The 22,648-nt window shown below is 68.2% G+C and carries 23 protein-coding genes; 12 read left to right on the top strand and 11 right to left on the bottom strand.

Annotated features, from left to right (window positions below):
* The first annotated feature begins 346 nt into the window (after positions 1-346).
* From CXY91_RS06760 to CXY91_RS06745, 4 genes are read left to right on the top strand one after another with little or no spacing between them, the layout of a single operon-like run.
* Positions 347-1,831, top strand: a complete 1,485-nt coding sequence (locus CXY91_RS06760; protein WP_100959890.1) for a 6-hydroxynicotinate reductase — start codon at positions 347-349, stop codon at positions 1,829-1,831.
* A gap of 4 nt (positions 1,832-1,835) precedes the next feature.
* A complete protein-coding gene (locus tag CXY91_RS06755) occupies positions 1,836-2,723 on the top strand; it encodes a UPF0280 family protein (RefSeq protein ID WP_100959888.1) in 888 nt (295 codons plus the stop codon).
* The gene (locus CXY91_RS06750; protein ID WP_100959886.1) at positions 2,716-3,300 is read left to right on the top strand and encodes an amino acid synthesis family protein; all 585 of its coding nucleotides are present in this window, start codon (positions 2,716-2,718) and stop codon (positions 3,298-3,300) included. Before CXY91_RS06755 ends, CXY91_RS06750 begins: the two co-directional genes overlap by 8 nt.
* Positions 3,297-3,881 (top strand): amino acid synthesis family protein, encoded by a 585-nt coding sequence (locus tag CXY91_RS06745; RefSeq protein ID WP_100959884.1) that lies wholly within the window; start codon positions 3,297-3,299, stop codon positions 3,879-3,881. Before CXY91_RS06750 ends, CXY91_RS06745 begins: the two co-directional genes overlap by 4 nt.
* Before the next feature lie 28 nt (positions 3,882-3,909).
* Here the strand turns inward: CXY91_RS06745 and CXY91_RS06740 are convergent, their stop codons facing one another.
* From CXY91_RS06740 to CXY91_RS06720, 5 genes are all read right to left on the bottom strand, one after another.
* Positions 3,910-4,689 carry an ATP-binding cassette domain-containing protein gene (locus CXY91_RS06740; RefSeq protein ID WP_100959882.1) on the bottom strand — a complete coding sequence of 260 codons (780 nt, stop codon included), beginning with the start codon at positions 4,687-4,689 and terminating at the stop codon, positions 3,910-3,912.
* A gap of 11 nt (positions 4,690-4,700) precedes the next feature.
* A complete protein-coding gene (locus tag CXY91_RS06735; protein WP_442896481.1) occupies positions 4,701-6,005 on the bottom strand; it encodes a sugar ABC transporter permease in 1,305 nt (434 codons plus the stop codon).
* Positions 5,998-7,017, bottom strand: coding sequence for a D-xylose ABC transporter substrate-binding protein (gene xylF / locus CXY91_RS06730; protein WP_465246846.1), 1,020 nt, complete (start codon positions 7,015-7,017; stop codon positions 5,998-6,000). The genes CXY91_RS06735 and xylF overlap by 8 nt, the downstream gene beginning before the upstream one ends.
* A 222-nt stretch (positions 7,018-7,239) precedes the next feature.
* Complete coding sequence (locus CXY91_RS06725) at positions 7,240-8,478, bottom strand: COG3904 family protein (RefSeq protein WP_091835247.1); 1,239 nt, start codon at positions 8,476-8,478, stop codon at positions 7,240-7,242.
* 153 nt (positions 8,479-8,631) lie between these two features.
* Positions 8,632-9,570, bottom strand: a complete 939-nt coding sequence (locus CXY91_RS06720) for an aldo/keto reductase (RefSeq protein WP_100959878.1) — start codon at positions 9,568-9,570, stop codon at positions 8,632-8,634.
* A gap of 172 nt (positions 9,571-9,742) precedes the next feature.
* Between CXY91_RS06720 and CXY91_RS06715 the strand changes: the two genes are divergently transcribed.
* Together CXY91_RS06715 and CXY91_RS06710 are read left to right on the top strand one after the other, a co-directional pair.
* Positions 9,743-10,657 carry a hypothetical protein gene (locus CXY91_RS06715; protein ID WP_100959875.1) on the top strand — a complete coding sequence of 305 codons (915 nt, stop codon included), beginning with the start codon at positions 9,743-9,745 and terminating at the stop codon, positions 10,655-10,657.
* Between the two features lie 40 nt (positions 10,658-10,697).
* Positions 10,698-11,138, top strand: coding sequence for a peptidoglycan-binding domain-containing protein (locus CXY91_RS06710; protein WP_100959873.1), 441 nt, complete (start codon positions 10,698-10,700; stop codon positions 11,136-11,138).
* A 43-nt stretch (positions 11,139-11,181) separates the two neighbouring features.
* Here the strand turns inward: CXY91_RS06710 and typA are convergent, their stop codons facing one another.
* Positions 11,182-13,005 carry a translational GTPase TypA gene (typA, locus tag CXY91_RS06705; RefSeq protein WP_091835259.1) on the bottom strand — a complete coding sequence of 608 codons (1,824 nt, stop codon included), beginning with the start codon at positions 13,003-13,005 and terminating at the stop codon, positions 11,182-11,184.
* Positions 13,006-13,200: 195 nt separating this feature from the next.
* Here typA and CXY91_RS06700 point away from each other — a divergent pair, with 195 nt between their 5' ends.
* Positions 13,201-13,662 (top strand): Rrf2 family transcriptional regulator, encoded by a 462-nt coding sequence (locus tag CXY91_RS06700; RefSeq protein WP_100959872.1) that lies wholly within the window; start codon positions 13,201-13,203, stop codon positions 13,660-13,662.
* Entirely contained in the window at positions 13,637-14,542 is a 906-nt protein-coding gene (locus tag CXY91_RS06695) for an NAD(P)/FAD-dependent oxidoreductase (protein ID WP_100959870.1), read from the top strand. Before CXY91_RS06700 ends, CXY91_RS06695 begins: the two co-directional genes overlap by 26 nt.
* Before the next feature lie 7 nt (positions 14,543-14,549).
* Here the strand turns inward: CXY91_RS06695 and CXY91_RS06690 are convergent, their stop codons facing one another.
* The gene (locus tag CXY91_RS06690) at positions 14,550-14,885 is read right to left on the bottom strand and encodes a hypothetical protein (RefSeq protein ID WP_100959869.1); all 336 of its coding nucleotides are present in this window, start codon (positions 14,883-14,885) and stop codon (positions 14,550-14,552) included.
* Between the two features lie 72 nt (positions 14,886-14,957).
* Complete coding sequence (locus CXY91_RS06685; RefSeq protein WP_158673293.1) at positions 14,958-16,211, bottom strand: TAXI family TRAP transporter solute-binding subunit; 1,254 nt, start codon at positions 16,209-16,211, stop codon at positions 14,958-14,960.
* A gap of 130 nt (positions 16,212-16,341) precedes the next feature.
* On the opposite strand from CXY91_RS06685, the gene CXY91_RS06680 reads away from it, so the two are divergent.
* From CXY91_RS06680 to CXY91_RS06670, 3 genes are all read left to right on the top strand, one after another.
* Positions 16,342-17,040 carry a phosphoribosylanthranilate isomerase gene (locus CXY91_RS06680; RefSeq protein WP_091835275.1) on the top strand — a complete coding sequence of 233 codons (699 nt, stop codon included), beginning with the start codon at positions 16,342-16,344 and terminating at the stop codon, positions 17,038-17,040.
* Positions 17,037-18,254: a tryptophan synthase subunit beta gene (gene trpB / locus CXY91_RS06675; protein ID WP_100959865.1), complete on the top strand. Its 1,218-nt coding sequence runs from the start codon at positions 17,037-17,039 to the stop codon at positions 18,252-18,254. Before CXY91_RS06680 ends, trpB begins: the two co-directional genes overlap by 4 nt.
* A 95-nt stretch (positions 18,255-18,349) precedes the next feature.
* The gene (locus tag CXY91_RS06670; protein WP_158673292.1) at positions 18,350-19,087 is read left to right on the top strand and encodes an SIMPL domain-containing protein; all 738 of its coding nucleotides are present in this window, start codon (positions 18,350-18,352) and stop codon (positions 19,085-19,087) included.
* 3 nt (positions 19,088-19,090) lie between these two features.
* Here the strand turns inward: CXY91_RS06670 and CXY91_RS06665 are convergent, their stop codons facing one another.
* Complete coding sequence (locus tag CXY91_RS06665; protein ID WP_100959861.1) at positions 19,091-19,939, bottom strand: aldo/keto reductase; 849 nt, start codon at positions 19,937-19,939, stop codon at positions 19,091-19,093.
* Positions 19,940-20,047: 108 nt separating this feature from the next.
* Between CXY91_RS06665 and CXY91_RS06660 the strand changes: the two genes are divergently transcribed.
* A complete protein-coding gene (locus CXY91_RS06660) occupies positions 20,048-20,881 on the top strand; it encodes an alpha/beta hydrolase family protein (protein ID WP_100959859.1) in 834 nt (277 codons plus the stop codon).
* Positions 20,882-20,886: 5 nt separating this feature from the next.
* Here CXY91_RS06660 and CXY91_RS06655 read toward each other — a convergent pair whose 3' ends face one another.
* A complete protein-coding gene (locus CXY91_RS06655; RefSeq protein WP_100959857.1) occupies positions 20,887-21,300 on the bottom strand; it encodes a hypothetical protein in 414 nt (137 codons plus the stop codon).
* Between the two features lie 21 nt (positions 21,301-21,321).
* Complete coding sequence (locus tag CXY91_RS06650) at positions 21,322-22,644, bottom strand: bifunctional folylpolyglutamate synthase/dihydrofolate synthase (RefSeq protein ID WP_100959855.1); 1,323 nt, start codon at positions 22,642-22,644, stop codon at positions 21,322-21,324.
* Positions 22,645-22,648 lie beyond the last annotated feature (4 nt).

Genomic DNA, 22,648 nt, shown 5'->3' with positions numbered 1-22,648 from the left:
TATGCAAACAATAGCAGCGGGAAAATTTGGCTGTCAATGCGCCATCGATGCCGTGCTTGCAACCGCCAATCGCGTCATATGGAAGTCACCTCGGCCGGGTAGAAGCGCCGCACAGAAGCGCCTCGAATAATCTTGTATGCAAGATTACGTGGGCACACTGTCCTCTCATCGACGAATCGGCACGCGCTCGGCCGTCGCGGCCGAAGCGGTGGGCCAGCCCTGGGAACAGGCGTAGGGTGGGGGCGGTCCCGCGCCTCGCGGCTGTCTTGACTTGCTCCAAGAGGCGCGCCAGTATCGTTTGTACACAAACAAAATCCTCAAGGCCCGCTCTGCGGGAGGATCAAGCATGGCGCTGGACGAAGCGAGCCCGGTCGCGGACGACAAGATCCGCTGCGATGCCTGCCCGGTGATGTGCTTCATCAAGCCGGGCGCCGTCGGCGCCTGCGATCGCTACGGCAATGTCGACGGCGAGCTGGTGCGGATGGAGCCGCATATCGTGCTCGAACGCACGCTGGAGCATGGCGGCGAAATCGTTCCCTTCGCCGGATCGCGCGAGTGGGACGGCGAGATCGTCCACCAGCAGGGCACCTTCATCACCGCTATCGGCGCCGGCACCACCTATCCCGACTACAAGCCCGCCCCCTTCATCGTTTCGTCCGATGTCGACGGCGTCGACATGGTCACCGTCGTGACCGAGGGCATCTTCAGCTATTGCGGCGTCAAGGTGAAGATCGACACCGACCGCTTCCTCGGCCCCGAGCAGGCAACGGTGCGCGTCGAGGGCGAGGCGATCGGCCATGTCACCACCGGCGAATACGGCTCGCAGATGCTCTCGCTTGGTGGCGTCCACCATCTCACCGGCGGCTCGAAGAAGGAGGGCCGCGTCACCTGCGACGCCCTGCTCCAGCTCAGCAACGGCAAGGCGGTCGAGCTGACCATCGACGAGGGCGAGACCGTGATCGTCCAGGCCGGCAAGCCGCCGATCGTCAACGGCATCCAGGAAAGCCGGATGCGCGTCGGCTGCGGCTCGGCGACGATCGGCATCTTCGCCAAGCAATGGCACGGCAAGGTCGACGAGGTCGTCGTCGTCGACGACCACATCACCGGCGTGCTCTCCGAGCACCAGGCCGGTAAATTGCTCGGCATGGCCGGCACCGGCATCAAGCTGAAGGGCCGGCGCTCGACCCCCGGCCGCTATTTCCAGGTGGCTCAGCCCGGCACCGGCTGGGGCGGCACCAATATCAGCGACCCTCTGACCATTCTCGGGCCGTTCGACCCCAAGGTCGCCTATCCCGGCCTGCGCCTGCTGATGGTCTCGACCACCGGCGAGCACGCCGCCTATTACGAGCTCGACGAGAACCTCGTTCCGGTCGAGATGCAGATACCGCAGCCGCTGGTCGAGCCGGTCGAGCGCATCGCCGAGAATTGCGAGCCGGCGCTGTCGACCGTGCTGTTCATCGGCGGCGCCGGCGGCTCGCTGCGTGCCGGCGTCACCGAAAATCCGGTCCGTTTGACCCGTTCGGTCAAGGACGCGCTGACTTATGTCACCTGCGGGGGAGCCCCCGTGTATATCTGGCCGGGCGGCGGCATCACCTTCATGGTCGATGTTACCCGCCTGCCCGAGAACGCCTTCGGCTATGTGCCGACCCCGGCCTTGGTCGCGCCGCTGGAGTTCACCATGAGCCTGACCGATTACGAGGCGCTCGGCGGCCATATGGACGCGATCCAGCCGTTGGCTTCGCTCAAGGGCGGCAGCCGTCTGCGCCTGCCGCAGCGCCCGGACAATCCCTGGCCGCTGGCGCCGGAGCAGCCGCGCCGCTCGCTGGGGTAGGGCGATGTGGGAGAAGCCCTCCGCGCGCGTCCTGCCGGATGGCCGGCGCCTGCTGCTGCAGCAGGGCCCGATCGATCTCGTCATCGAGGCCGTCGGCGAGCAAGCCGCGGTCAGGGCCGCGCATGAGGCTGCCATCCTTCGCTTCGACGGCCTGCTTGTCGAACTCTGTGACGAGCTGCAGTTGCTGCGCACGGCGGTGACCCGGACGAGCCCGCTGCCGCTTGGCCCCGTCGCTCGGCGCATGCATGCGGCCGTCAGCCCCTTCGCCATCGGCGGCTTCATCACTCCGATGGCCGCCGTCGCCGGCTCGGTCGCACAGGAGATCCTCGGCGTGATCTGCCAGGCCGCGCCGCTGCGGCGCGCCTATGTCAACAATGGCGGCGACATCGCCATGCATCTCGCCCCTGGCGAGCAGTTCCGCATCGGCCTGGTGAAGCGTCCCGACCGGCCGGAGTTCTTCGCAACCGCGACGATCCGGCCTGGGGACGGCGTGGCCGGCATCGCCACATCAGGCTATCCCGGCCGCAGCTTTTCGCTAGGGATCGCCGAGGCGGTGACGGTGCTGGCCCCAACCGCCGCCATGGCCGACGCTGCCGCGACCGTGATCGCCAATGCGATCGACCTGCCCGGCCATCCCGCGATCGAGCGCCTGCCGGCAAACTCCATCCAGAGCGACAGCGATCTCGGCGAGCGGCTCGTCACTCGCGACGTCGGTCCGCTATCCACCGACGAGATCGAGACCGCGCTTGCCGCCGGGCTGGCCGAGGCGGAGCGCCTGCGGGCGGCAGGTCTGATCGTCTCTGCGGCCATGCATCTTCAGGGCGTGAGTCACATGCTCGCCACGCCTATGATCGTTCAAGAAAAGCCTGAGAGGAGACTGGCCCGTGCCTGAGATCGCTGTCCGCAAATACGCCGTGACCGTCGAGGAGATCTATCACGAGGGCGGCCCAGCCGCTTCGGTACCGCTGAAGCGCGGCGCGGCTCTGGCGGTGATCGCCAACCCCTATGCCGGCCGCTATGTCGAGGACATCCAGGGCTTCATGGACGACCTTAAGCCCTTCGGCCTCGCCATGGCGCAGCGCCTGCTCGCGGCGATGGGCGGCGATGCCAAGGCGATCCAGGGCTATGGCAAGGGCGCCATCGTCGGCGCCGCGGGCGAACTGGAGCATGGCGCGCTCTGGCATGTGCCGGGCGGCTACGCCATGCGCGAACTGCTCGGCGATGCCAAGGCGATCGTTCCCTCGACCAAAAAGGTCGGCGGCCCCGGCACGCGCCTCGACATTCCCGTCACCCACATCAATGCCTCCTATGTCCGCAGCCATTTCGACGCCTTCGAGATCGGCATCACCGACGCTCCCAAGGCCGACGAATTGCTGTTCGCGCTGGTGATGACCACCGGCTCGCGCATCCATGCCCGCGTCGGCGGCCTCAAGGCGAGCGAGATCAAGGGCGAGGACGGCCTGAGATGAAAGCCAGCATCCGCAAGATCGTCACCGTCCTCGACGAGACCCATAGCGAGCTCGGGCGCCCCGTCTCGCCGCCGATCAAGCGCGCTGCCGCCGTCGCGGTGATCGCCAATCCCTTCGCCGGCACCTATCAGGACGACCTCTCCGAGCTGATCGACATCGGCGAGGAGCTCGGCGACCTGCTCGGCCGCCATGCGCTCGCCGCGCTCGGCATCGCGGGCGAGGCGGTCCAAGGTTATGGCAAGGCCGCGGCCGTCGGCGAGGATGGCGAATTGGAGCACGCCGCGGCGATCCTGCATCCCAAGCTCGGCGCCCCCCTGCGCAAGCTTCTGGGCAAGGCGCCGGCTCTGATCCCGTCTTCGAAGAAGCGCGGCTCGCTCGGCGTCGTCCTCGACGTGCCGCTCGGCCACAAGGCGGCCGCCTATGTCCGCAGCCATTTCGACGGCATGGAGGTCCGCATCCCCGACGCGCCCCGCGCCGGCGAGATCGTCGTTGCGGTGGCGCTGACCAGCGGCGGTCGGCCCTTGCCGCGCGTCGGCGGGCTCACCCATGCCGAGGCGAAGGGCGAGGACGGGTTGCGCTGAGGCGCGTCCCGTCGGTTCGACAGCGCTTCTAGCTCCGCAGCCCGCCCGGCCCGGCTACCGCGCCGGGCGGGCATTTGCCGGATATGATCATCCCCAGCACCTCGTCCTGCGTGACGTCGCGGACATGGGCGCTGCCGACCACCTTGCCGTTCTTCATCACGCTGACGCGGTCGGCGAGGTCGAAGACATCGTGCAGGTCATGGCTGATCAGGAAGATGCCGATGCCCTGCTTCTTCAGTTCGAGGATGAGATCGGCGACCTGCTTGGTCTCTGCCGGCCCGAGCGCCGCGGTCGGCTCGTCCATGATCAGCACCCGCGCGTTGAAATAGATCGCGCGGGCGATCGCGACAGACTGGCGCTGGCCGCCGGAGAGCGCCTTCACCGGCTCCTTGAAGCGGCGGAAATGCGGGTTGAGCCGGCCCATCACCTTGCGGGTCTCGGCCTCCATCGCGCTGTCGTCGAGCGTGCCCCAGTTGGTCAAGAGCTCACGGCCGAGGAAGATGTTGGCGGCGGCGTCGACATTGTCGGCCAGCGCCAGCGTCTGGTAGATCGTCTCGATGCCGTGGCGCTTGGCGTCGCGTGGGCTGGAGATGGCGACTGGCTCGCCGGCGATCCTGATCTCGCCGGCATCGGCGCGATAGGCGCCCGACAGGATCTTGATCAGCGTCGACTTGCCGGCGCCGTTATGGCCGAGCAGGCCGACGACCTCGCCGGCATGGAGATCGACGCTCGCGCGGTCGACCGCCTTGATTCCGCCGAAGGCGATCGAGATTTCGCGCATCTCGACGAGGGGCGTAGTTGCGTCCATGGCGCCCTCCTTTAGCCGAGCCGCTTGCGATAGAGCCCGTCGAGCCAGACGGCGAGGACCAGCACGATGCCGACGACGATGTTCTGCAAGGGCGTGTCGACCCCGATCAGCACCATGCCCGATTGCAGCGACTGCATCACCAGCGCGCCCAGCATCGCGCCGGCGATGGTGCCGACGCCGCCGGCGAGCGAGGTGCCGCCGATCACCGCCGCGGCGATGACATAGAGCTCGTCGAGCTGGCCGGCCGAGTTGGTGGCGGCGTTGAGGCGGGCGGTCGAGATGCAGGCGGCGATGCCGACCAGCATGCCCATCAGCCCGTAGACCAGCATCAGCACTTTGCGCGTGTTGACGCCGGAGAGCTGGGCCGCCTCGGGATTGCCGCCGATCGAGAAGACATAGCGGCCGAAGCGCAGGCGCCGCGCCAGGAAGCTCATGGCGACGCCGACCGCGAGCGCGAGCAGCACCGGCACGGCGAGGCCATGGCCGATGACGAGCCCGCCCTCGGGCCAGCTGCCGCCTTTGGCCTCGACGAGGCGGCGGGCGACGCCGGCAGGCAGGGCATAGGCGTTGGCGATCATGACCGCGCCGATCACCGTGCCGCAGGCGAGCCCGCCGAGCACGATCTCGGCCCAGAGCGGGCGCAGGGCGAAGCCGTAGCGCTTGCGCCGGCGCCGGGCGAAGGCGATCCCCGCGAGGATCAGGGCGCAGATGACGAGACCGATGACCCAGGACGCGGTGGTGCCGATCGCGCCCTCGATGCCGCCGCCGAGCGGGCGAAAACGCGAATCCATCGGCGCGATGGTCTGGCCCTGCGTCACCCACCAGGCGCCGCCGCGCCAGACCAGAAGGCCGCCGAGCGTGACGATGAAGGAGGGGATGGCGAGATAGGCGATCAGCGCGCCCTGGAACAGGCCGATCAGCCCGCCGAGCACGATCGCGGCCAGGATCGAGAGCAGCCAGGTGGCGGGGTGCTCGAAGCCGATGAGGCCGGGGAGCAATTGCGCCTGGACGAGGCCGGTGACCATGCCGACGAAGCCGAGCATCGAGCCGACCGAGAGGTCGATGTTGCGGGTGACGATGACCAGCACCATGCCGCAAGCCATTACCGCGACCGAGGCGGTCTGGACCGAGAGGTTCCAGAGATTGCGCGGCGTCAGGAAGGCGCCGCCGGAGAGCCAGTTGAAGCCGAGCCAGATCACCGCCAGCGCGGCGACCATGCCGACCATCCGCGCGTCGAATTCGATGGCGCGCAGATGATCGGCAAGGCTCTTCGCATCCTGCGACGGCGTTGCCGGCGCGGGAACGGTTTCAGTCACAGGCCTTGACCTTGCCGGCGGCGACGCCCTGGCAGACGGCCGCCTTCGGCGCCCAGCCAGCCTCGATCACCACGCCGAGATTGTCCTTGGTCACCGGCACCGGCTTCAGGAAGAGTGCGGTCATCTTGGCCTTGCTCGGGCCCTGGTCCCAGGCGGTCGCACCGGCGACCTCGGTCAGCTTGGCGCCGCCGGCGAGCTTGATCGCGATCTCGGCGGCGGTGCGCCCGAGTTCGCGCGCATCCTTCCAGATCGTCACCGTCTGGGTGCCGAGCGCGACGCGGTTGAGCGCGGCGCGGTCGGCGTCCTGGCCGGAGACGGGCACGGAGCCGGCGAGGCCCTGCGCGGCCAGCGCCGCGATGGCACCGCCACCGGTGCCGTCATTGGCGGCGATCACGGCGTCGACCTTGTTGGCGTTGCGCGTCAGGAACTGCTCCATGTTGCGCTGGGCGTTGGCCGGCAGCCAGCCATCGGTATAGGCCTCGCCGACATTCTTGATCTTGCCGGCGTCGATAGCGGGCTTCAGCACCTCGATCGAGCCCTGGAACAGGAAGTTGGCGTTCGGGTCCGAGCTCGAGCCCTTGATGAAGACGTAGTTGCCTTCCGGCTTCGCCTTCTGGATCTCGCGCGCCATCATCCGGCCGACCTCGACATTGTCGAAGGTCAGGTAGAAGGCCTGCGGGATCTCGATCAGCCGGTCATAGCCGACGACGGCGATACCCTCGTCGACCGCCTTCTGCACGGCGGGGCGGATCGCCTGAGCATCCTGCGCCAGCACGATCAGGGCCTTGGCGCCGCGCGCAATCAAGCTCTCGACATCGGTGAGCTGCTTGGCAGGCGAGGATTGCGCATCGGCCGAGAGATAGGTGCCGCCGACCTTCTCGATCGCGGCCTTGATCGCGGCCTCGTCGGTTTTCCAGCGCTCTTCCTGGAAGTTCGACCAGCTGACCCCGATCACCGGGCCCTTGCTCTGGGCGAAAGCGGGGAATGCGCTGCCAAAGGTCGCGAGCGCCAATCCGGCGACAAGAAGATTGCGTCTCAACACGGCGTCTCTCCCTTGTTGTCTCATGCGCGCTTCTGGGCTCGGCGCATCCTGAGGCGAAGGTGAGCCCATTGGCAGGTGGCCTGTCAAGCGGCCATATCGCAAAATTTGAGGTACGCACCTCAATACTTTCTGCTAGAGCTCGCGGATCGAAGGCCAATTGGTTCCAAACGGGAATTTCGGCGTTGCCCCGCGTCAGCGACAGATCTGCGAGCGCAGGTTCGACAGGCGCAGCAGCTCGGCGGCGGTGCCACTGCGCTGCCAGGTCGAGGGCGTACCATCTTCGGCCGGCGGATCGATCTTCAGCGACACGGCGGTGCGATCGGTCAGCCCACACAAGGTCTCGCGCAAAACATCGGCGGTCATTGCTCCTGCCGGGTCGTTGCCATCCTCGTTCTGCGCGACGATCGGTGGGCTGCCCGGCAGGGTCAGCGTGACCGTCCGCAGCCGCGACGGGATCGGGGCATCGCCGAACAACAACTGCATCTGGAGGGTGGTCGTCTGCTGATATCGCCCTTCGCCGACCGACAAGGCCAGCCGCAGCCTGCCGCCGCGATGCGGGCCGAGTTCGACCGAGCCGATCGGGGTCGCCGGCGCAGCCAGCGTCGCCGGCAGCACCGGCGCCGTTCCCAGGCTCCTTGAAGGGCCGGGAGCGGGAGCCAGTCCGGAGCGGAGATCCGAGAAGGCGAGCGCAGCCGGCCCGACTTCGGTCGCGATCGTGGTCGCGCGCATCTCGTCGGGCTTGAGGTAGCGCATCGTGTCGGCTGGGGTCGACACCGTTACCTCGATGAAGGAGCGGTCGAGCCCCATTGCGTCGAGATAGCGCCGCATCTTCGCGTCGATCTCGCCGGTCGCCTGCTCCTGCTTGACCGTCCGCGTCTCCGTCCTCTCGTCGACCAGCTCCCTGCGACCGCGCACGATCTTGTAATCGCGCACCGTCGTGGTCTCGGTCTCGACGATGGTCTGCTGGTGCACGCCGATGCGCGATTGCGGCGGGATGATCCGGCGTTGTCCCCCGGCGAGGAAAAGCGTGCAGGCCGAGGCGCAGAGCGGGCTGCGCTCGTCGATGGTGCCGAGCGCCGGCTCGCGCTGGCTGAAGACGGTGCGGGCGACGGCGATATCGAGGCCGCTCTTGCGCACGAGCTCGCCCATGGCGATCGCCGCTTCGACCGTGCCGCCGGTGGAATAGACCAGCAGCGGCAGCTTGCGCCCGTTCAGCTCGGCGAGCGCGCGGCGCAGTTCGGCCGGCGTGTCCTTGGTGATCGCGCCCTGGGCGGCGAGCCATTCGCGGCAATCTGGCTCGCAGGGCTCGGCGCTGCGCGTCAGCACGATGCGCATCGGCTCCGGCGGAGGTGCCGCAGCGGGCTTGTCCTGAGCCACGGCCGGCGAAGCGGCTAGGCACAGGGCGAACGCCAGGAGACGGGCGATGCGCATCACGGAGTCGGCGGCCTCAACTGCAATTGCGCAAGGGAACCCCAGGCGCGGGGATTTGACAACAGTCTCCGTGCCCCGTCGCAGGGACAGGGAGACAGCTTAAACGCTTTCGCTTGCCGGTTGGGCTTCTTTGAGGCGCTCTCGCGGCCGATTTCAGCGCGTGATCGCGTCGATCTCGGCGAGCTCCTGCGGAGTCAGCGCCCAGTCCGCCGCCTTGACGTTGGCCGCGACCTGTTCCGGCTTCGTCGCGCCGGCGATGACGCTGGACACGACCGGCTGGGCGGCGAGCCAGGAGAAGGCGAGCTCAAGCAGCGTCTTGCCACGTGCGTCGCAGAAGGCGGCAAGCTTTTCGGTCCGCTGCCAGTTCGCCTCGGTCAGCACCTCGCCGGCGCGCTGCGCCTCGCGGGTCATGCGCGCCCCTTCCGGCATCGGGGCGTTCCGCTGATACTTGCCGGTGAGCAGGCCGTTTGCGAGCGGGAAATAGGGCAGCAGCCCCATGCCGAAATGGCTGATGGCCGGGATCAGCTCCTTCTCGGCGCCGCGAACGAGCAGGCTGTATTCGTCCTGCGCCGAGGCGAAGCCTTCGAGGCCGAGCGTCCTGGCCGTCCAATGCGCGTCGGCAACCTGCCAGGACGGCAGGTTCGAGCAGCCGATATAGCGGACCTTGCCCTGGCGGATCAGGTCGTCGAGGGCACGCAGCGTCTCCTCGATCGGGGTCAGCGGATCGGGCCGGTGCAGCTGGTAGAGGTCGATCCAGTCGGTCCGCAGCCGCTTCAGCGAAGCCTCGACCGCCTCGATGATGTAACGGCGCGAGCCGCCCTTCTTCACGCCCGCTTCGTCCATGTTCATGCCGAACTTGCTGGCGAGCACGATGTCCTTGCGGCGGGCGCCGAGCAATTCGCCGAGCGCAAGCTCCGAGCCGCCGCGATTGCCGTAGATGTCGGCGGTATCGAACAGGGTGATGCCGTGCTCGATCGCGGCGTCGACGACCTTCCGCGCCGCCTCCAGGTCAATCCGGCCACCGAAGTTATTGCAGCCGAGGCCGACGAGCGAGACGCGCAGGCCGGAGCGGCCGAGATTGCGGAACTGCATGGCGATGATCCTCCTTCGGTCGCGGGCACCCGACCAGAGCGGCACGATGACGGCAAGCGCAGCGGACGCAGGGCGGCTGCGCCCCGGCCGAGGGACATCCGCCGAATGAAGGATGCGGCCGTTGCAGCGGGCGGACTAGCCTGGTCGCCGGCGGGCAGGAAAAGGCGGCGCGATGCCAAGTCCCTTCAGCACGAAAGGGTGCGATGCGAATGGGCGCTGGAGCCGCCCGCCCGATGGCTTCTCCTATCTCTGGCCGGCGCAGAATGCCTACCAGTTCGTGCCGGTCGGCCAGTCGCGCGCGCTCTCGCTCAAGACCGACCACAGGCCGTGGACCCTCACGGCGGTCGACCTGACGATGTCCGGCGGCATCGACGTCCGCCTGAACGCTCGAAAGACCGTAATCGGTCCGTTCCAGACCTATGCGCTGGAGCCGGGAATGAAGTACCCGCTCGACCTCATCGGCAATGCCGAGGCGGCTCTCGCCCTCGTGATGTCGACCCCGGGCGAGGCCGATAAGCCCTTGCTGTATGCGCACGCGGGCGGGACCCTGACGGTGCATTATGCGGTGAACGTCATCCTTCGCGACTGCTCGCAGACGCTGGAGCAGTATTCGCGCTCCGAGCTTCTGACTCTGCTGCGCGAGGTCGAGACGAGCTACGCCCAGGCCAACATCCGGCTGGTGCGCGTCGGGCCGATCCACCTTCTCGAGCTGAAGACGATGTCGCTCGGCCCGCAGATCATCACCGACAGTCGTCACGGCGACCTGATACGCGATCACATCACGGCTTCGGGGCGCGGCCACCTGAAGAACCTTGTCTATGGCTGGGATTTCGAATCGGAGCCGAAGCCGCCGAACGCCGCCAATCTGTCGTCCGGACTGACCGAGTTCGGCGGTAACGTCTGCTTCATCGACTGGGGCAACCGCAGCATGGTGACCGCCCACGAGCTCGGTCATGCGCTGCGCCTGATCGACCGTCCGCGCGGCGACATCACGATCATGCAGCCACAGCGCTCGAGCGCCCCGTTCATCCCCTTCGACTATGCGCAGATCGAGGTGCTGCGCATGGTCGCGAAGCAGGTCGCGTGACGATGCAAGCCTGTTTCGCAGACGACGGAAGGAATCGGCAATGACATTGCGGTCGTTCATCTTCGCCGGCCAGAAGCGGCTCGAGGCCTGCCTGCGCGACGATGCGAGTCATGTCGCGCGCGGAGCCGGCGGCGAGCATGTCTGCTTGATCCAGACCGCGCTGGTCCATCTCGACGGCGCCGACATCGATCCGGCCGAGTTCAATCGTGGCTTCTATGGGCCGTCCACGGCACGCGCCGTGCTGGCCTTCAAGACGCGCCGCGATATCGTCAACCGCAGTTACCAGAAGCGCGCCGACGACGTCGTTGGCAAGATGACGATCGCTGCTCTCGACGCCGAGATGCTGGCGAGCCAGAAACCGGCGCCACGGGCCCATCGGAAGGCGCACGGGCCGGCGCGGACGAGCGCCTTGTCCGCCGAGGCGTCCGTGCGGCGCGCCCTCGACCAGATGCTTGCGAGCGCGCTGGCGAAGCTGCGCTGACCGCTGGAACGGCTCTCGACCGAGATATCGGCCGCGGCCAGGCTCAGGCGACCTCGGCCTTCTGCTTCTGCGAGCGCTTGCGCTCGTTCGGATCGAGGATGCCCTTGCGCAGGCGGATCGACTTCGGGGTGACCTCGACCAGCTCGTCGTCGTCGATCCAGGCGAGCGAGCGCTCCAGCGTCATCCGGATCGGCGGCGTCAGGCGCACCGCCTCGTCCTTCGACGTCGTGCGGATGTTGGTGAGCTTCTTGCCCTTGAGCACGTTCACTTCGAGATCGTTCTCGCGGGTGTGCTCGCCGACGATCATGCCCTGATAGACCTTCCAGCCGGGCTCGATCATCATCGGGCCGCGGTCTTCGAGGTTCCAGAGCGCGTAGGCGACGGCCTCGCCGGTCTCCATCGCGATCAGCACGCCGTTGCGGCGCCCGCCGATCTCGCCCTTATAGGGCAGGTAGTCGTGGAACAGCCGGTTCATGATCGCGGTGCCGCGCGTATCGGTCAGCAGTTCGCCCTGATAGCCGATCAGGCCGCGGGTCGGGGCGTGGAAGACGAGGCGCAGGCGATTGCCGCCGGAGGGGCGCATCTCCAGCATATCGGCCTTGCGCTCGGACATCTTCTGCACGACGACGCCGGAATGCTCCTCGTCGACGTCGATCACGACCTCCTCGATCGGCTCCAGCAGCTGGCCGGCCTCGTCGCGCTTCAGCACGACGCGCGGACGCGAGACGCCGAGCTCGAAGCCCTCGCGACGCATGGTCTCGATCAGGATGGCGAGCTGCAATTCGCCGCGGCCGGAGACGATGTAGCTGTCCTTGTCGGACGCTTCCTCGATCTTCAGCGCGACATTGCCCTCGGCCTCCTTGAACAGGCGGTCGCGGATGACGCGGGTGGTGACCTTGTCGCCTTCCGTGCCCGCCAGCGGCGAATCGTTGACCATGAAGGTCATCGACACGGTCGGCGGGTCGATCGGCTGGGCCTTGATCGGGGTGTCGACCGACGGGTCGCAGAAGGTGTCGGCGACCGAGCCCTTCACCAGCCCGGCGATCGAGACGATGTCGCCCGGGATCGCTTCCTCGATCGGGGTGCGCTCGAGCCCGCGGAAGGCGAGGATCTTGGTGATGCGGCCGGTCTCGACCAGCGAGCCGTCGCCCGAGAGAACCTTGATGGTCTGGTTCGGCTTGGCCGTGCCCGAGACGACGCGGCCGGTGATGATGCGGCCGAGATAGGGATTGGCCTCGAGCAGCGTGCCGATCATGCGGAACGGCCCCTCCTCGATGCGCGGCTCAGGCACGTGCTTCAGGATCAGGTCGTACATCGGCGCCAGGCCCTGGTCCTGCGGACCTTCCGGCGAGGGCGCCATCCAGCCCTGCTTGCCCGAGCCGTAGAGGATCGGGAAGTCGAGCTGCTCGTCGGTGGCGTCGAGCGCGGCGAAGAGGTCGAAGACCTCGTTGATCACCTCGGTGACGCGCGCGTCGGGCTTGTCGACCTTGTTGATCGCGACGATCGGGCGAAGGCCGAGCTTCAGTGCCTTCGAGACCACGAACTTGGTCTGCGGCATCGGGCCCTCGGCGGCGTCGACCAGCACGATCGCGCTGTCGACCATGTTGAGGATGCGCTCGACCTCGCCGCCGAAATCGGCGTGGCCGGGGGTGTCGACGATGTTGATGCGCGTATCCTTCCAGACGACCGAGGTGGCCTTGGCCAGGATGGTGATGCCGCGCTCCTTTTCGAGATCGTTCGAGTCCATCACCCGCTCGGCGACGCGCTGGTTCTCGCGGAAGGCGCCGGACTGCTGCAGCAGCTTGTCGACCAGCGTGGTCTTGCCGTGGTCGACGTGGGCGATGATGGCGATGTTGCGCATGGACATGCGGGAAGCGGCCTTGGTTCAAGACCGCGAGCCGGCAGGGAGAACCCGGCCGGCGCAGCCTGTGTGTTGCGTGAATCTGGAATTCGTTGCGCTGCACATAAACGCTTGACGCCGTTTGGGCAACCGCAACCGCACGATACCCGTGCTTCACGGTGCGCTTGACATGCTCCTGTTTCATGTAACATGTATTGTTACATGAAACAGGACAGCCGCCTCTCAGCCACCCTGCACGTGCTGCTGCACATGGCCGATCGTGGCGCCCCGATGACCTCGGAGGAGCTCGCGGCCTGCCTCGGCACCAATCCGGTCGTGATCCGGCGCACCATGGCGGGCCTCAGGGAAACCGGGCTGGTGCACTCCGAAAAAGGCCATGGCGGTGGTTGGACGTTGGCGCGTGCGCTCGACGCGATCACGCTCGGTGACGTGCATCGCGCACTCGGCGAGCCCGCTCTGATCGCGCTCGGCCATCGCAGCGAGAACCCGCAATGCCTGGTCGAGCAGGCGGTCAATTCGGCCCTCGGCGAGGCCTTCGCCGAGGCCGAAGCGCTGCTCGCCGGCCATTTCGACCGGGTCCGGCTGTCCGATCTCGCGGCGGATTTCAGCCGCCGCTTCGACGAACGGAGACAGGTCCATGCCAAGCACAACCACACCCTATGACGCCATCATCGTCGGCGGCAGCTTCGCCGGCCTTTCCGCCGGATTGCAGCTGGCGCGGGCGCGCCGCCACATCCTGGTGATCGACGAGGGGCAGCGGCGCAACCGCTTCTCCAGCCATTCGCATGGCTTCCTCGGCCAGGATGGGCGCGAGCCGGCGACGATCGTCGCCGAGGCGAAGGCGCAATTGCGCGCCTATCCGACCGTGGCTTGGCGCGATGCCAAGGCCGGCGAGGCGAAAGCCGAAAGAGAGGGGTTCAGAGTCACCGATTCCAGGGGAGGCGAGCACCAAGCGCGCCGCCTCCTGCTCGCGACTGGCGTGCGCGACGAACTGCCCGCGATCCCCGGCCTGAGGGAGCGCTGGGGCAAGAGCGTGCTGCATTGTCCCTATTGCGACGGTTATGAGCTCGGCGGCGGCAAGCTCGGCGTATTGGCGAGCGGTGCCTTCTCGGCCCTGAAGGCGGCGCTCGTCGCCGATTGGGGCGCGGTTACACTGTTCCTCAACGGCGAGGCCGAGCCGGACGCCGAGGCGACCGCCTTGCTGGAGCGGCGCGGCGTCGCGGTCGAGCGTGCCCGGATCGTGGCAGCCGAGGGCGACGGGACGGCGATGGCGGGCCTGCGCCTCGCCGACGGCCGGTTGGCGCCGATCAAGGCGCTGTTCATCGCCGCCGGCATCTGCCCGGCGAGCCCGCTGGCGGAAGAGCTCGGCTGCGCCTTCGATGACGGCCCGTTCGGTCCGCTGCTGCGCGTCGACGGGATGAAGCAGACCAGCGTCACCGGCGTCTATGCGGCGGGCGATGCCGCGACCGCCCGGCACAGCGTCGCGCTCGCCGTTGCCGATGGCGTCGTCGCCGGGACCGGCCTGCACATGTCCCTGCTCTAGAGGCGGGTCACGACTTCCGGCAGGCGTAGGGCATGAAGGTCGAGGACACCCCGGCGTTCATGCCCGCCATCACCATGACATTGGCGAAGTTGAGCTCTTCGGCGCTGCGCGGGCAGACATCGGGCGGGTTCTGGCAACCGGAAGCGATGAAGGCCTCGTTGCCGGCGACGAACTCCGGCCCGAGCCCCTTCCTGCCGATGCGCTTCAGCGCCTCGTCATAGGCGCTGCGCCAGCGCTCGCATTTCACCTGCGGCCAGTTTTCGGGCGCCTGAGCCCGGAGCGGCACGGCAGTGGATAGCGCCAGCAGTGTCCCGAGGGCGAGCGAGGCAAAGGCGGAGGTCATGAGGAGGTCTCGAAGCTGTCGGTACGACCGTGCCACCCGCTTGAACGCGCTTTGCGGCAGGAATAAAGCCGGTCACTCGGCTGCCGCTTCGGCCAAGACGATGCGCCGCTCGGTCGCCGCGCGGCCGAGCTGGTCCATGGCGAAGCGATAGGCGCCGATCCCGCCGGAATCGATGTCGCCGCGCGCATAATTCTCGAGCACGCCGGCAAGGATGGCGTCGGCCTCGCGCTCCATCGCCGCCAGATCCCGCTCGTCCTCGGCCGTCCGCATCGCCGCGAGCAGGACGACGAGACGGCTGAGGTCCGCCATTGCCCGCTTGCGGCGCGACGCGCTCTCGACGCCGAGCAGGCCGGCCGCGCCGGAGCCGAGCACGGAGAGCACCATCACGCCGAGATAGAACCAGTCGCCATAGCGCTCGAAGAAGGTCTCCTGCTCGCCGTCGATGAACGCGGCTGCTCCGGTATGCACCGCGAGCGGCGCGTCCTTGTCGGTCTCGGGCGTCTCTAGTCCCTGGATCGCCGGCAGGTCGGCGGCGAGCGTGACGCGCAACGACAGGATCGCGCTGACGAGCTCGCCGACCCTGGCATCGTCGAGGGATTGCGCCGCCATCAGGCGCGAGGTGATCGAGATGCTCGGCAGGTTTTCGGCCGGCACTGGCGGATCACCACCGAGCGCGCCGCGGACGATCTCGCCGCTCTCGATGGCACGGTTGCGGGCGGCGAGCGCATCGGCCTCGCGGATCGGGATGATGGTCGGGCTCTCGCCGAAGGCCCGGTGCAGGCGCGCGCCGACTTCGGTGACGACGCGGGCATTCAGCACGTTGACGGCGAAGAGCACGTCGATATGGCCATCGGCGATAGCGGCGGAGACGTCCTCGGGCCCGAGCGGGACGATCGTCACCGCCTCCGGCGAGACCTCGTATTGCGACAGCACGAGCTTCAGGAGATCGAGATTGCCTGATGGCGCCCGCACCACGCCGATGCGCTTGCCGCGCAGTCCTGAGATGCGGTCGGTGCCGAAATCCTTGGAGCCGATGAAGAAAGGGAAGGAGCGGCGGGTGATCAGCGCCGTATCGGCCTTGGCCGGCAGCGCGACATCGGGGCGGACGATGGCGAGATCGACCGTGCCGGCGTCGATCTTCAAGGCGCTCTCGGCCGAGCCCTCGGTCAGGACGAGCCGCAGGCGCACCGGCTTCTTCTCGCGGCTGAGGCCCTGGACGAGGGCCGCGGCAAGCCTGGCATCGTCGGAGCCGAGCGGGCCGACCGCGAGCTTCAGCGTCCGGGGCTGGGTCCACATGTAGACGCCGAGCGCAACGAGACCGGCCATCAGCAGGAGCGCCGCCAGACCTGCAAAGAAACGCCGCCCCATTCGTCGTCCGCTCTCGCCCCCATGCTTCGCTTTCGACCGGCATCATGTCACGAGTGCGGTGGGAAGGGCTATGTGCTAGAGCGCCCGAATGACACATGGCGACGCCTTTCCGATCAAGATCTGCGGCCTCTCGACTCCGGAGACGCTGGAGGCGGCGCTTGCCGCCGGCGCTGACATGATCGGTCTCAACTTCCACCCGAAGAGCCCGCGATACGTCACGCCGCAGCGCGCCGCCGAACTCGCCGACCAGGCCCGCGGCCGGACCGGGATCGTCGCGCTGGTCGTCGACTACACGCCGGAGCAGGCGGCCGAGCTGGTGCGGATCGTGCGGCCGGACTGGATGCAATTGCACGGCAAGGAGACGCCGGAGCAGGTCGCCGCGATCAAGGCCGCGACCGGCCTGCCGGTGATGAAGGCGCTCGGCGTCGCCACGGCTGCCGATCTCGACCAGGTCGCGCTGTATCATGGCGTCGCCGACGCCATCCTGCTCGATGCCAAGCCGCCCAAGGATGCCGCCTATCCCGGCGGCCATGGCAAGCCCTTCGACTGGAATCTGGTCGCCGGGCTCGACCCGGCTCTCGCCTTCATGTTATCGGGCGGCCTCGACCCGGCCAATGTGTCGCAGGCCATCGGCGTCGTCCGACCTGCGGGCGTCGACGTATCATCGGGGGTCGAGCGCGCTCCGGGTGTCAAGGATATCGGGCGGATCTCGGAATTCGTCAGGGCGGCCCGCGCGGCGGCCAAGGCTTTGAATGACGACCAGTTGAAGAAGGCAGGCCAGGCATGAACGCGCCGCACGCACGCAACAGCTTCCGGAACGGCCCGGACGAGAACGGCCGCTTCGGCCAGTTCGGCGGCCGCTTCGTCGCCGAGACGCTGATGCCGCTGATCCTCGAGCTGGAGCAGGCCTACAACGCCGCCAAGATCGATCCCGCCTACCAGGCAGAGATGGCGAGCGGGCTGAAGCATTATGTCGGCCGGCCCTCGCCGCTCTATCTCGCCGAGCGGCTCACCGACCATTTCGGCGGCGCCAAGGTCTACCTGAAGCGCGAGGAGCTGAACCACACCGGCTCGCACAAGGTGAACAATGTGCTCGGCCAGATCCTGCTCGCCCGGCGCATGGGCAAGAAGCGGATCATCGCCGAAACCGGCGCCGGCCAGCATGGTGTCGCCACCGCGACGCTCTGCGCCCGCTATGGCCTCGAATGCATCGTCTACATGGGCGCGGTCGACGTCGCCCGGCAGGCCCCGAACGTCTTCCGCATGCAGATGCTGGGCGCGACGGTGGTACCGGTCGAATCCGGCACCAAGACGCTGAAGGACGCGATGAACGAGGCGCTGCGCGACTGGGTGACCAATGTCGGCACGACCTTCTACTGCATCGGCACGGTCGCAGGCCCGCACCCCTATCCGGCGATGGTGCGCGACTTCCAGTCGATCATCGGCAAGGAGACGCGCGAGCAGATGCTGGAGGCGGAAGGCCGCCTGCCGGATTCGCTCGTCGCCTGCATCGGCGGCGGCTCGAATGCGATGGGGCTGTTCCATCCCTTCCTCGACGACACCAGCGTCGAGATCTATGGCGTCGAGGCCGCCGGCCACGGCATCCCCTCCGGACTGCATGCGGCCTCGCTGACCGGCGGACGCCCGGGCGTGCTGCACGGCAACCGCACCTATCTCCTGATGAACGAGGACGGGCAGATCAACGACGCCCATTCGATCTCGGCCGGGCTCGACTATCCCGGCATCGGCCCCGAGCATTCCTGGCTGCACGATATCGGCCGCGCCACCTATCTCTCGGCGACGGACGAGGAGGCGCTCGAGGCTTTCCAGCTGATCTCGAAGCTCGAAGGCATCATCCCGGCGCTGGAATCGGCGCATGCGCTCGCCCGTGTCGCCGAGCTCGCTCCGAAAAAGCCCAAGGACCATCTGATGGTCGTCAACCTCTCCGGCCGCGGCGACAAGGACATCCCGCAGGTCGCGGAGATTCTGGCGGCGCGATGAGCGTGTCGTCCTGATGCTGCCCCAATAGGTTGCGCATGGTCGCCCGGCAGGAGTGGTCTCCGCTTCTGCGGACTATTCCTCAGCGAAGGACGACCATGTCGAAGACCAAGAAGGCCCTGCTCATCGCCGCGCTCGCGGCGTTTTCCGCCCCCGTGCACGCCCAGACCGCTGGGCCGCTCGCGCCGGCGGAAGGCATCGTAATCCAGACCACCGGCGAAGTCAGGGTGAAGCCCGATCTCGCCACCGTCCATGCCGGCGTGGTCAGCGAGGGCAAGACCGCCGCGGAAGCGCTGTCGAAGAACACGCCGGCGCTGGCCAGGCTGATCGACGCGGTGAAGGCCGCCGGCGTCGCCCAGGGCGATCTTTCGACCTCGCAGATCGCGCTGACGCCGCGGATGACGCAGCCCTCCGCCTCCTCCTCGCCGCAGGCGCGCGCGCCGAAGATCGACGGCTACGAGGCGCGCACCGGCATCACCGTGATCGTGCGCGACCTCGCCAAGGCCGGCCCGCTGATCGATGCGCTGGTTGCCGCCGGCGCCAACGACATGTCAGGCATCAGCTTCGGCCTCGCCGACGAGGACAAGGCCAAGGACCAGGCCCGCGACAAGGCGGCCGAAGCGGCGCGCACCCGGGCCGAGATCTATGCCAAGCGCCTTGGCGTGAAAGTGGGCGAGCTCGTCTCGATCGTCGAGGCGGAAGCCGAGCCGCCGGTACGGCCGATGGGCGATACACGCGCCTATCGCATGGCCGCCGGTGCCGCACCGGTCCAGGTCGAGCCGGGCGAGGTCACCGTCAGCGCCGCGCTGCGCACGGTCTGGCGCATCGAGAAGTAAAGACTACAGCATCGGCAGCCCGCGCGGTTTCGGGCCGCGCGGGAACGCGGCGTCGAGCCGGGCGACGTCCTCGGCACTGAGTTCAAGCTTCAGCGCGCCGGCATTGTCCTGCGCATGGCTTGGTTTGGCCGCTTTCGGGATTGCGAAGACGCCGGAGCTGCGCGTCAGGAAGGCGAGCGCGACCTGGCGCGGGCTCGCGCCGTGGGCCGCGGCGATCTCAGCGAGCACCTTGCCTTGCGCCGAGCCCCCTTGCGGAAAATCATCCTGCCCGAACGGGCTGTAGGCGGTGACCGCGACGCCGTTGCGCTCGCACCAGGGCATCACCGCGTGTTCGATCGCCCGTTCGCGCAGGTGGTAGAGCACCTGGTTGCAGGCGATCCTGCCGGGGCCGACGACGCGCAGCGCCTCGTCGAGATCGGCGACGTCGAAATTGCTGACGCCCCAGGACATGATCTTGCCCTCGGCGCGAAGCTCCTCAAACGCGGCAAAAGTCTCGGCCAGCGGATAGGAGCCGCGCCAGTGCAAGAGATAGCAGTCGAGCCGGTCGGTCCGCAGCCGGCGCAGCGACTGCTCGCACGCCTTGCGCGTGCCGGCTTTCGAGGCGTTGTGCGGCAGCACCTTCGAGACCAGGAAGACCTCGTCGCGCCGGCCGGCGAGCGCTTCGCCGGTGATCTCCTCGGCAAGGCCATCGCCATACATCTCGGCCGTGTCGATATGGGAGAGGCCGAGATCGAGCCCGCTCCGCAGCGCCGCGATCGCCTCGCTCCGCGGGGCGCGCTCGATGTTCCAGGTGCCCTGGCCGATCCGCGAGACCGCCGGACCGCCCTTGCCGAACGTTTGCTGTGCCGTCATGCGCGCGATCCTAGCGGCGCTGCGCGGACAAGGCCATGGCGGCGAGCGTCTTGCCGTCGCGCGAGCAAGCTGCGATCCAATAGGCAGGTCGCGGCTGGGGAGCTGGTCATGCGCAGGATCATTGCAGCGCTGGCTTCGGCTGGGCTGGCCGCCATGCTAGCCGTTACCTCGGCGGCGGCTGAAACGGTCGAGGCCCTGCAGGCGCGCATCGACGACCGGCAGATCGCGGTCTACCTCCACAAGCCAGACGGATCCGGTCCCTTCCCCGTCCTGGTGCTGTCGCATGGCAGCCCACGCGATGCGGCGGGACGGGCGGAGTTCGGCAAGGGCACGCTCGCCGCGGTCGCCCGCCATTTCACGGCGCGCGGCGTCATGGTCGCGGTGCCGATCCGGCGCGGCTATGGCACGGACGACGGCGCTTGGGCCGAGGGCTACGGCGCCTGCGATCGGGCCGAGTTCCATCGTGCCGGTTTGACCAGCGCCCGCGACATTCGCGCGGCGCTCGATGCGGTGCTGTCCCGGCCGGATGCCGATCAGCGCCGCGTCGTGCTGATGGGGGTGTCAGCCGGTGGCTGGGGCTCGCTCGCGGCTGCCTCGCAATCCGTCCCCGGCCTCCTCGGCGTCGTCAATTTCGCGGGGGGACGCGGCTCGCTGAAGGCCGGCGAGGTCTGCTCGCCTGACGCGCTGGTCTCGGCTGCCGGCCGCTATGGCAGCGGCTCACGCGTGCCGCAGCTCTGGCTCTACAGCAGCAATGACCGCTTCTTCGGACCGGAGATTGCCGGCCGGCTCCATCGCGCCTTCCAGGAGGCAGGAGGCCGGGCGGAGTTCGTCGCAGCGCCGCCCTTCGGCGAGGACGGGCATCGCTACATCCGTGCGATCGACCAATGGCGCGGCAAGGTCGACGGCTTCCTGGCGACGATCGGCTTCACCGGCCGCCGCTGACGGCCTCAGCGCACCTCGACCTCATAGCGGCCATGGCGGATCTCGCCGTCGGAATAGCGCACCCGCACCTCGAAGCTGTCGCGGCCGCGATAATCGGGAGCGGAGGTGTACTCAAAGGCAAGCGCCTTGCCGACCTTGCCGTCGCAATGCTCGTAAGCGCCCGGGCCATAGACCGCCGTGGCCTTGCGCGTCAGCATCCGGACGCTGCCATGCTGCGGTTTCTGTGTCAGCACGGCGGTCGGCCGCTTCACCTGCCGGCAGCGCTTGTCCATGGTCATATAGGTCTGCTGCATGAAGGTCGGCTCGCCGGGGGCCGCGCGGTCGATGCCGGCGCCACTCCTGTCGCTCGCGGTGACGCAGCCGCCGAGCGCCCCGCAGAGCAGGATCAGCCCGAGCGTCGTCAATTCGGAGATCGGCATGGCGCTTCTCGTGCGGTCTGATCAAACCGGCGGCGTGCCGTTGGCCGCGAGCACCTCGCCGGCGAGGTAGAGCGAACCGCAGATCAGGATGCGCGGCGGGGCCGGCCAGGTCCGTGACGCGATCTCCCGCAACGCCTGCTCCACCGAGCCGGCGATCTCGGCCTTGAGACCGGCCTCGCGCGCCAGCGTCGCGACCTCCTCGGCCGTGCGGGCCGCGAGCTGGTTCTGCATGGAGACGGCGAACAACATCTGCGCCAGTCCCTTGAAATGGCCGAGCGTGGCGCGCGCATCCTTGGTCGCGAGCAGGCCGGCGATCATCACGAGCGGCGCCGGGTTCTTCTCCTCGAGATCGGCCATTGCCTGGGCGAGCACGCGCCCGCCATCGGGGTTGTGACCGCCATCAAGCCAGAGCTCGGCGCCGGCGGGAGCGAGCTCGGCGAGCTTGCCGCGCGCCAGCCTCTGAAGGCGGGCCGGCCATTCGGCCTCGGTCATGCCGCGCTCGAAGGCGGAGGCCGGCAGGCCGCCATAGCCGGCAGCGCGCAAAGCGGCGATCGCCGTGCCGGCATTGGTGTGCTGATGGCGGCCGGCGAGGCGCGGCAATGGCAGGTCGAGCAGGCCGTCGGCGTCCTCATAGACCAGCCGGCCGCCATCCTCGTGGACGTTGAAGTCCTGCAGGCCGACCAGCAGCTTCGAGGCGCCGACGCGCTCGGCCGCCGCTTCAAGCACGGCGGTCGGCTCCGGCTCCTGCGGTGCGATAACCGCCGGCGCGCCGCGCTTGAAGATGCCGGCCTTCTCGCCGGCGATCTTGGTGACGGTGTCGCCGAGATATTCGGAATGGTCGAGCGAGACCGGCGTCACCACCGTGCAGGCCGGGTGGTCGATCACATTGGTCGCATCGAAGCGACCGCCGAGCCCGACCTCGAGCAGCACGACATCGGCCTTGTGCTCGGAGAAGAGCAGAAAGGCGGCGGCGTTGGTGATCTCGAAGAAGGTGATGGGATCGCCGGCATTGGCCTTCTCGCAGCGCTCCAGCGCATCGACCAGGAGCGCCTCGTCGACGAAACGCCCTCCGCCGGGGCGGCCGAGCCGGATGCGCTCGTGGAAGCGCACCAGATGCGGCGAGGTGTAGACATGGACGCAGAGGCCGGCCGCTTCGAGGATCGCCCGCATGAAGGCGATGGTCGAACCCTTGCCGTTGGTGCCGGCGACATGGATCACCGGCGGCAGCTTCTTCTGCGGATCGCCCAGCCGCTCGAGCAGGCGCAGGATGCGCCCGAGCGACAGGTCGATCAGCTTGGGATGCAGCGCGAGGAAGCGCGCCAGCAACAGGTCGGATGTGCTCATGCGG

The organism is Allobosea sp. FBZP-16 (assembly GCF_002831785.1).
In the GTDB taxonomy this organism is placed as follows: domain Bacteria; phylum Pseudomonadota; class Alphaproteobacteria; order Rhizobiales; family Beijerinckiaceae; genus Allobosea; species Allobosea lupini.
Note: the sequence above shows the minus strand (reverse complement) of the source record. Positions and strands in the feature narration are given on the sequence as shown.

Bases quoted from the DNA above. Each gene is read 5' to 3' on its own strand.
- CXY91_RS06760 (WP_100959890.1), top strand. From the start codon at position 347: ATGGCGCTGGACGAAGCGAGCCCGGTCGCGGACGACAAGATCCGCTGC.
- CXY91_RS06755 (WP_100959888.1), top strand. From the start codon at position 1,836: ATGTGGGAGAAGCCCTCCGCGCGCGTCCTGCCGGATGGCCGGCGCCTG.
- CXY91_RS06745 (WP_100959884.1), top strand. From the start codon at position 3,297: ATGAAAGCCAGCATCCGCAAGATCGTCACCGTCCTCGACGAGACCCAT.
- CXY91_RS06740 (WP_100959882.1), bottom strand. From the start codon at position 4,689: ATGGACGCAACTACGCCCCTCGTCGAGATGCGCGAAATCTCGATCGCC.
- CXY91_RS06725 (WP_091835247.1), bottom strand. From the start codon at position 8,478: ATGCGCATCGCCCGTCTCCTGGCGTTCGCCCTGTGCCTAGCCGCTTCG.
- CXY91_RS06720 (WP_100959878.1), bottom strand. From the start codon at position 9,570: ATGCAGTTCCGCAATCTCGGCCGCTCCGGCCTGCGCGTCTCGCTCGTC.
- CXY91_RS06715 (WP_100959875.1), top strand. From the start codon at position 9,743: ATGCCAAGTCCCTTCAGCACGAAAGGGTGCGATGCGAATGGGCGCTGG.
- CXY91_RS06710 (WP_100959873.1), top strand. From the start codon at position 10,698: ATGACATTGCGGTCGTTCATCTTCGCCGGCCAGAAGCGGCTCGAGGCC.
- typA (WP_091835259.1), bottom strand. From the start codon at position 13,005: ATGTCCATGCGCAACATCGCCATCATCGCCCACGTCGACCACGGCAAG.
- CXY91_RS06700 (WP_100959872.1), top strand. From the start codon at position 13,201: ATGAAACAGGACAGCCGCCTCTCAGCCACCCTGCACGTGCTGCTGCAC.
- CXY91_RS06695 (WP_100959870.1), top strand. From the start codon at position 13,637: ATGCCAAGCACAACCACACCCTATGACGCCATCATCGTCGGCGGCAGC.
- CXY91_RS06690 (WP_100959869.1), bottom strand. From the start codon at position 14,885: ATGACCTCCGCCTTTGCCTCGCTCGCCCTCGGGACACTGCTGGCGCTA.
- CXY91_RS06685 (WP_158673293.1), bottom strand. From the start codon at position 16,211: ATGGCCGGTCTCGTTGCGCTCGGCGTCTACATGTGGACCCAGCCCCGG.
- CXY91_RS06680 (WP_091835275.1), top strand. From the start codon at position 16,342: ATGACACATGGCGACGCCTTTCCGATCAAGATCTGCGGCCTCTCGACT.
- trpB (WP_100959865.1), top strand. From the start codon at position 17,037: ATGAACGCGCCGCACGCACGCAACAGCTTCCGGAACGGCCCGGACGAG.
- CXY91_RS06670 (WP_158673292.1), top strand. From the start codon at position 18,350: ATGTCGAAGACCAAGAAGGCCCTGCTCATCGCCGCGCTCGCGGCGTTT.
- CXY91_RS06665 (WP_100959861.1), bottom strand. From the start codon at position 19,939: ATGACGGCACAGCAAACGTTCGGCAAGGGCGGTCCGGCGGTCTCGCGG.
- CXY91_RS06660 (WP_100959859.1), top strand. From the start codon at position 20,048: ATGCGCAGGATCATTGCAGCGCTGGCTTCGGCTGGGCTGGCCGCCATG.
- CXY91_RS06655 (WP_100959857.1), bottom strand. From the start codon at position 21,300: ATGCCGATCTCCGAATTGACGACGCTCGGGCTGATCCTGCTCTGCGGG.
- CXY91_RS06650 (WP_100959855.1), bottom strand. From the start codon at position 22,644: ATGAGCACATCCGACCTGTTGCTGGCGCGCTTCCTCGCGCTGCATCCC.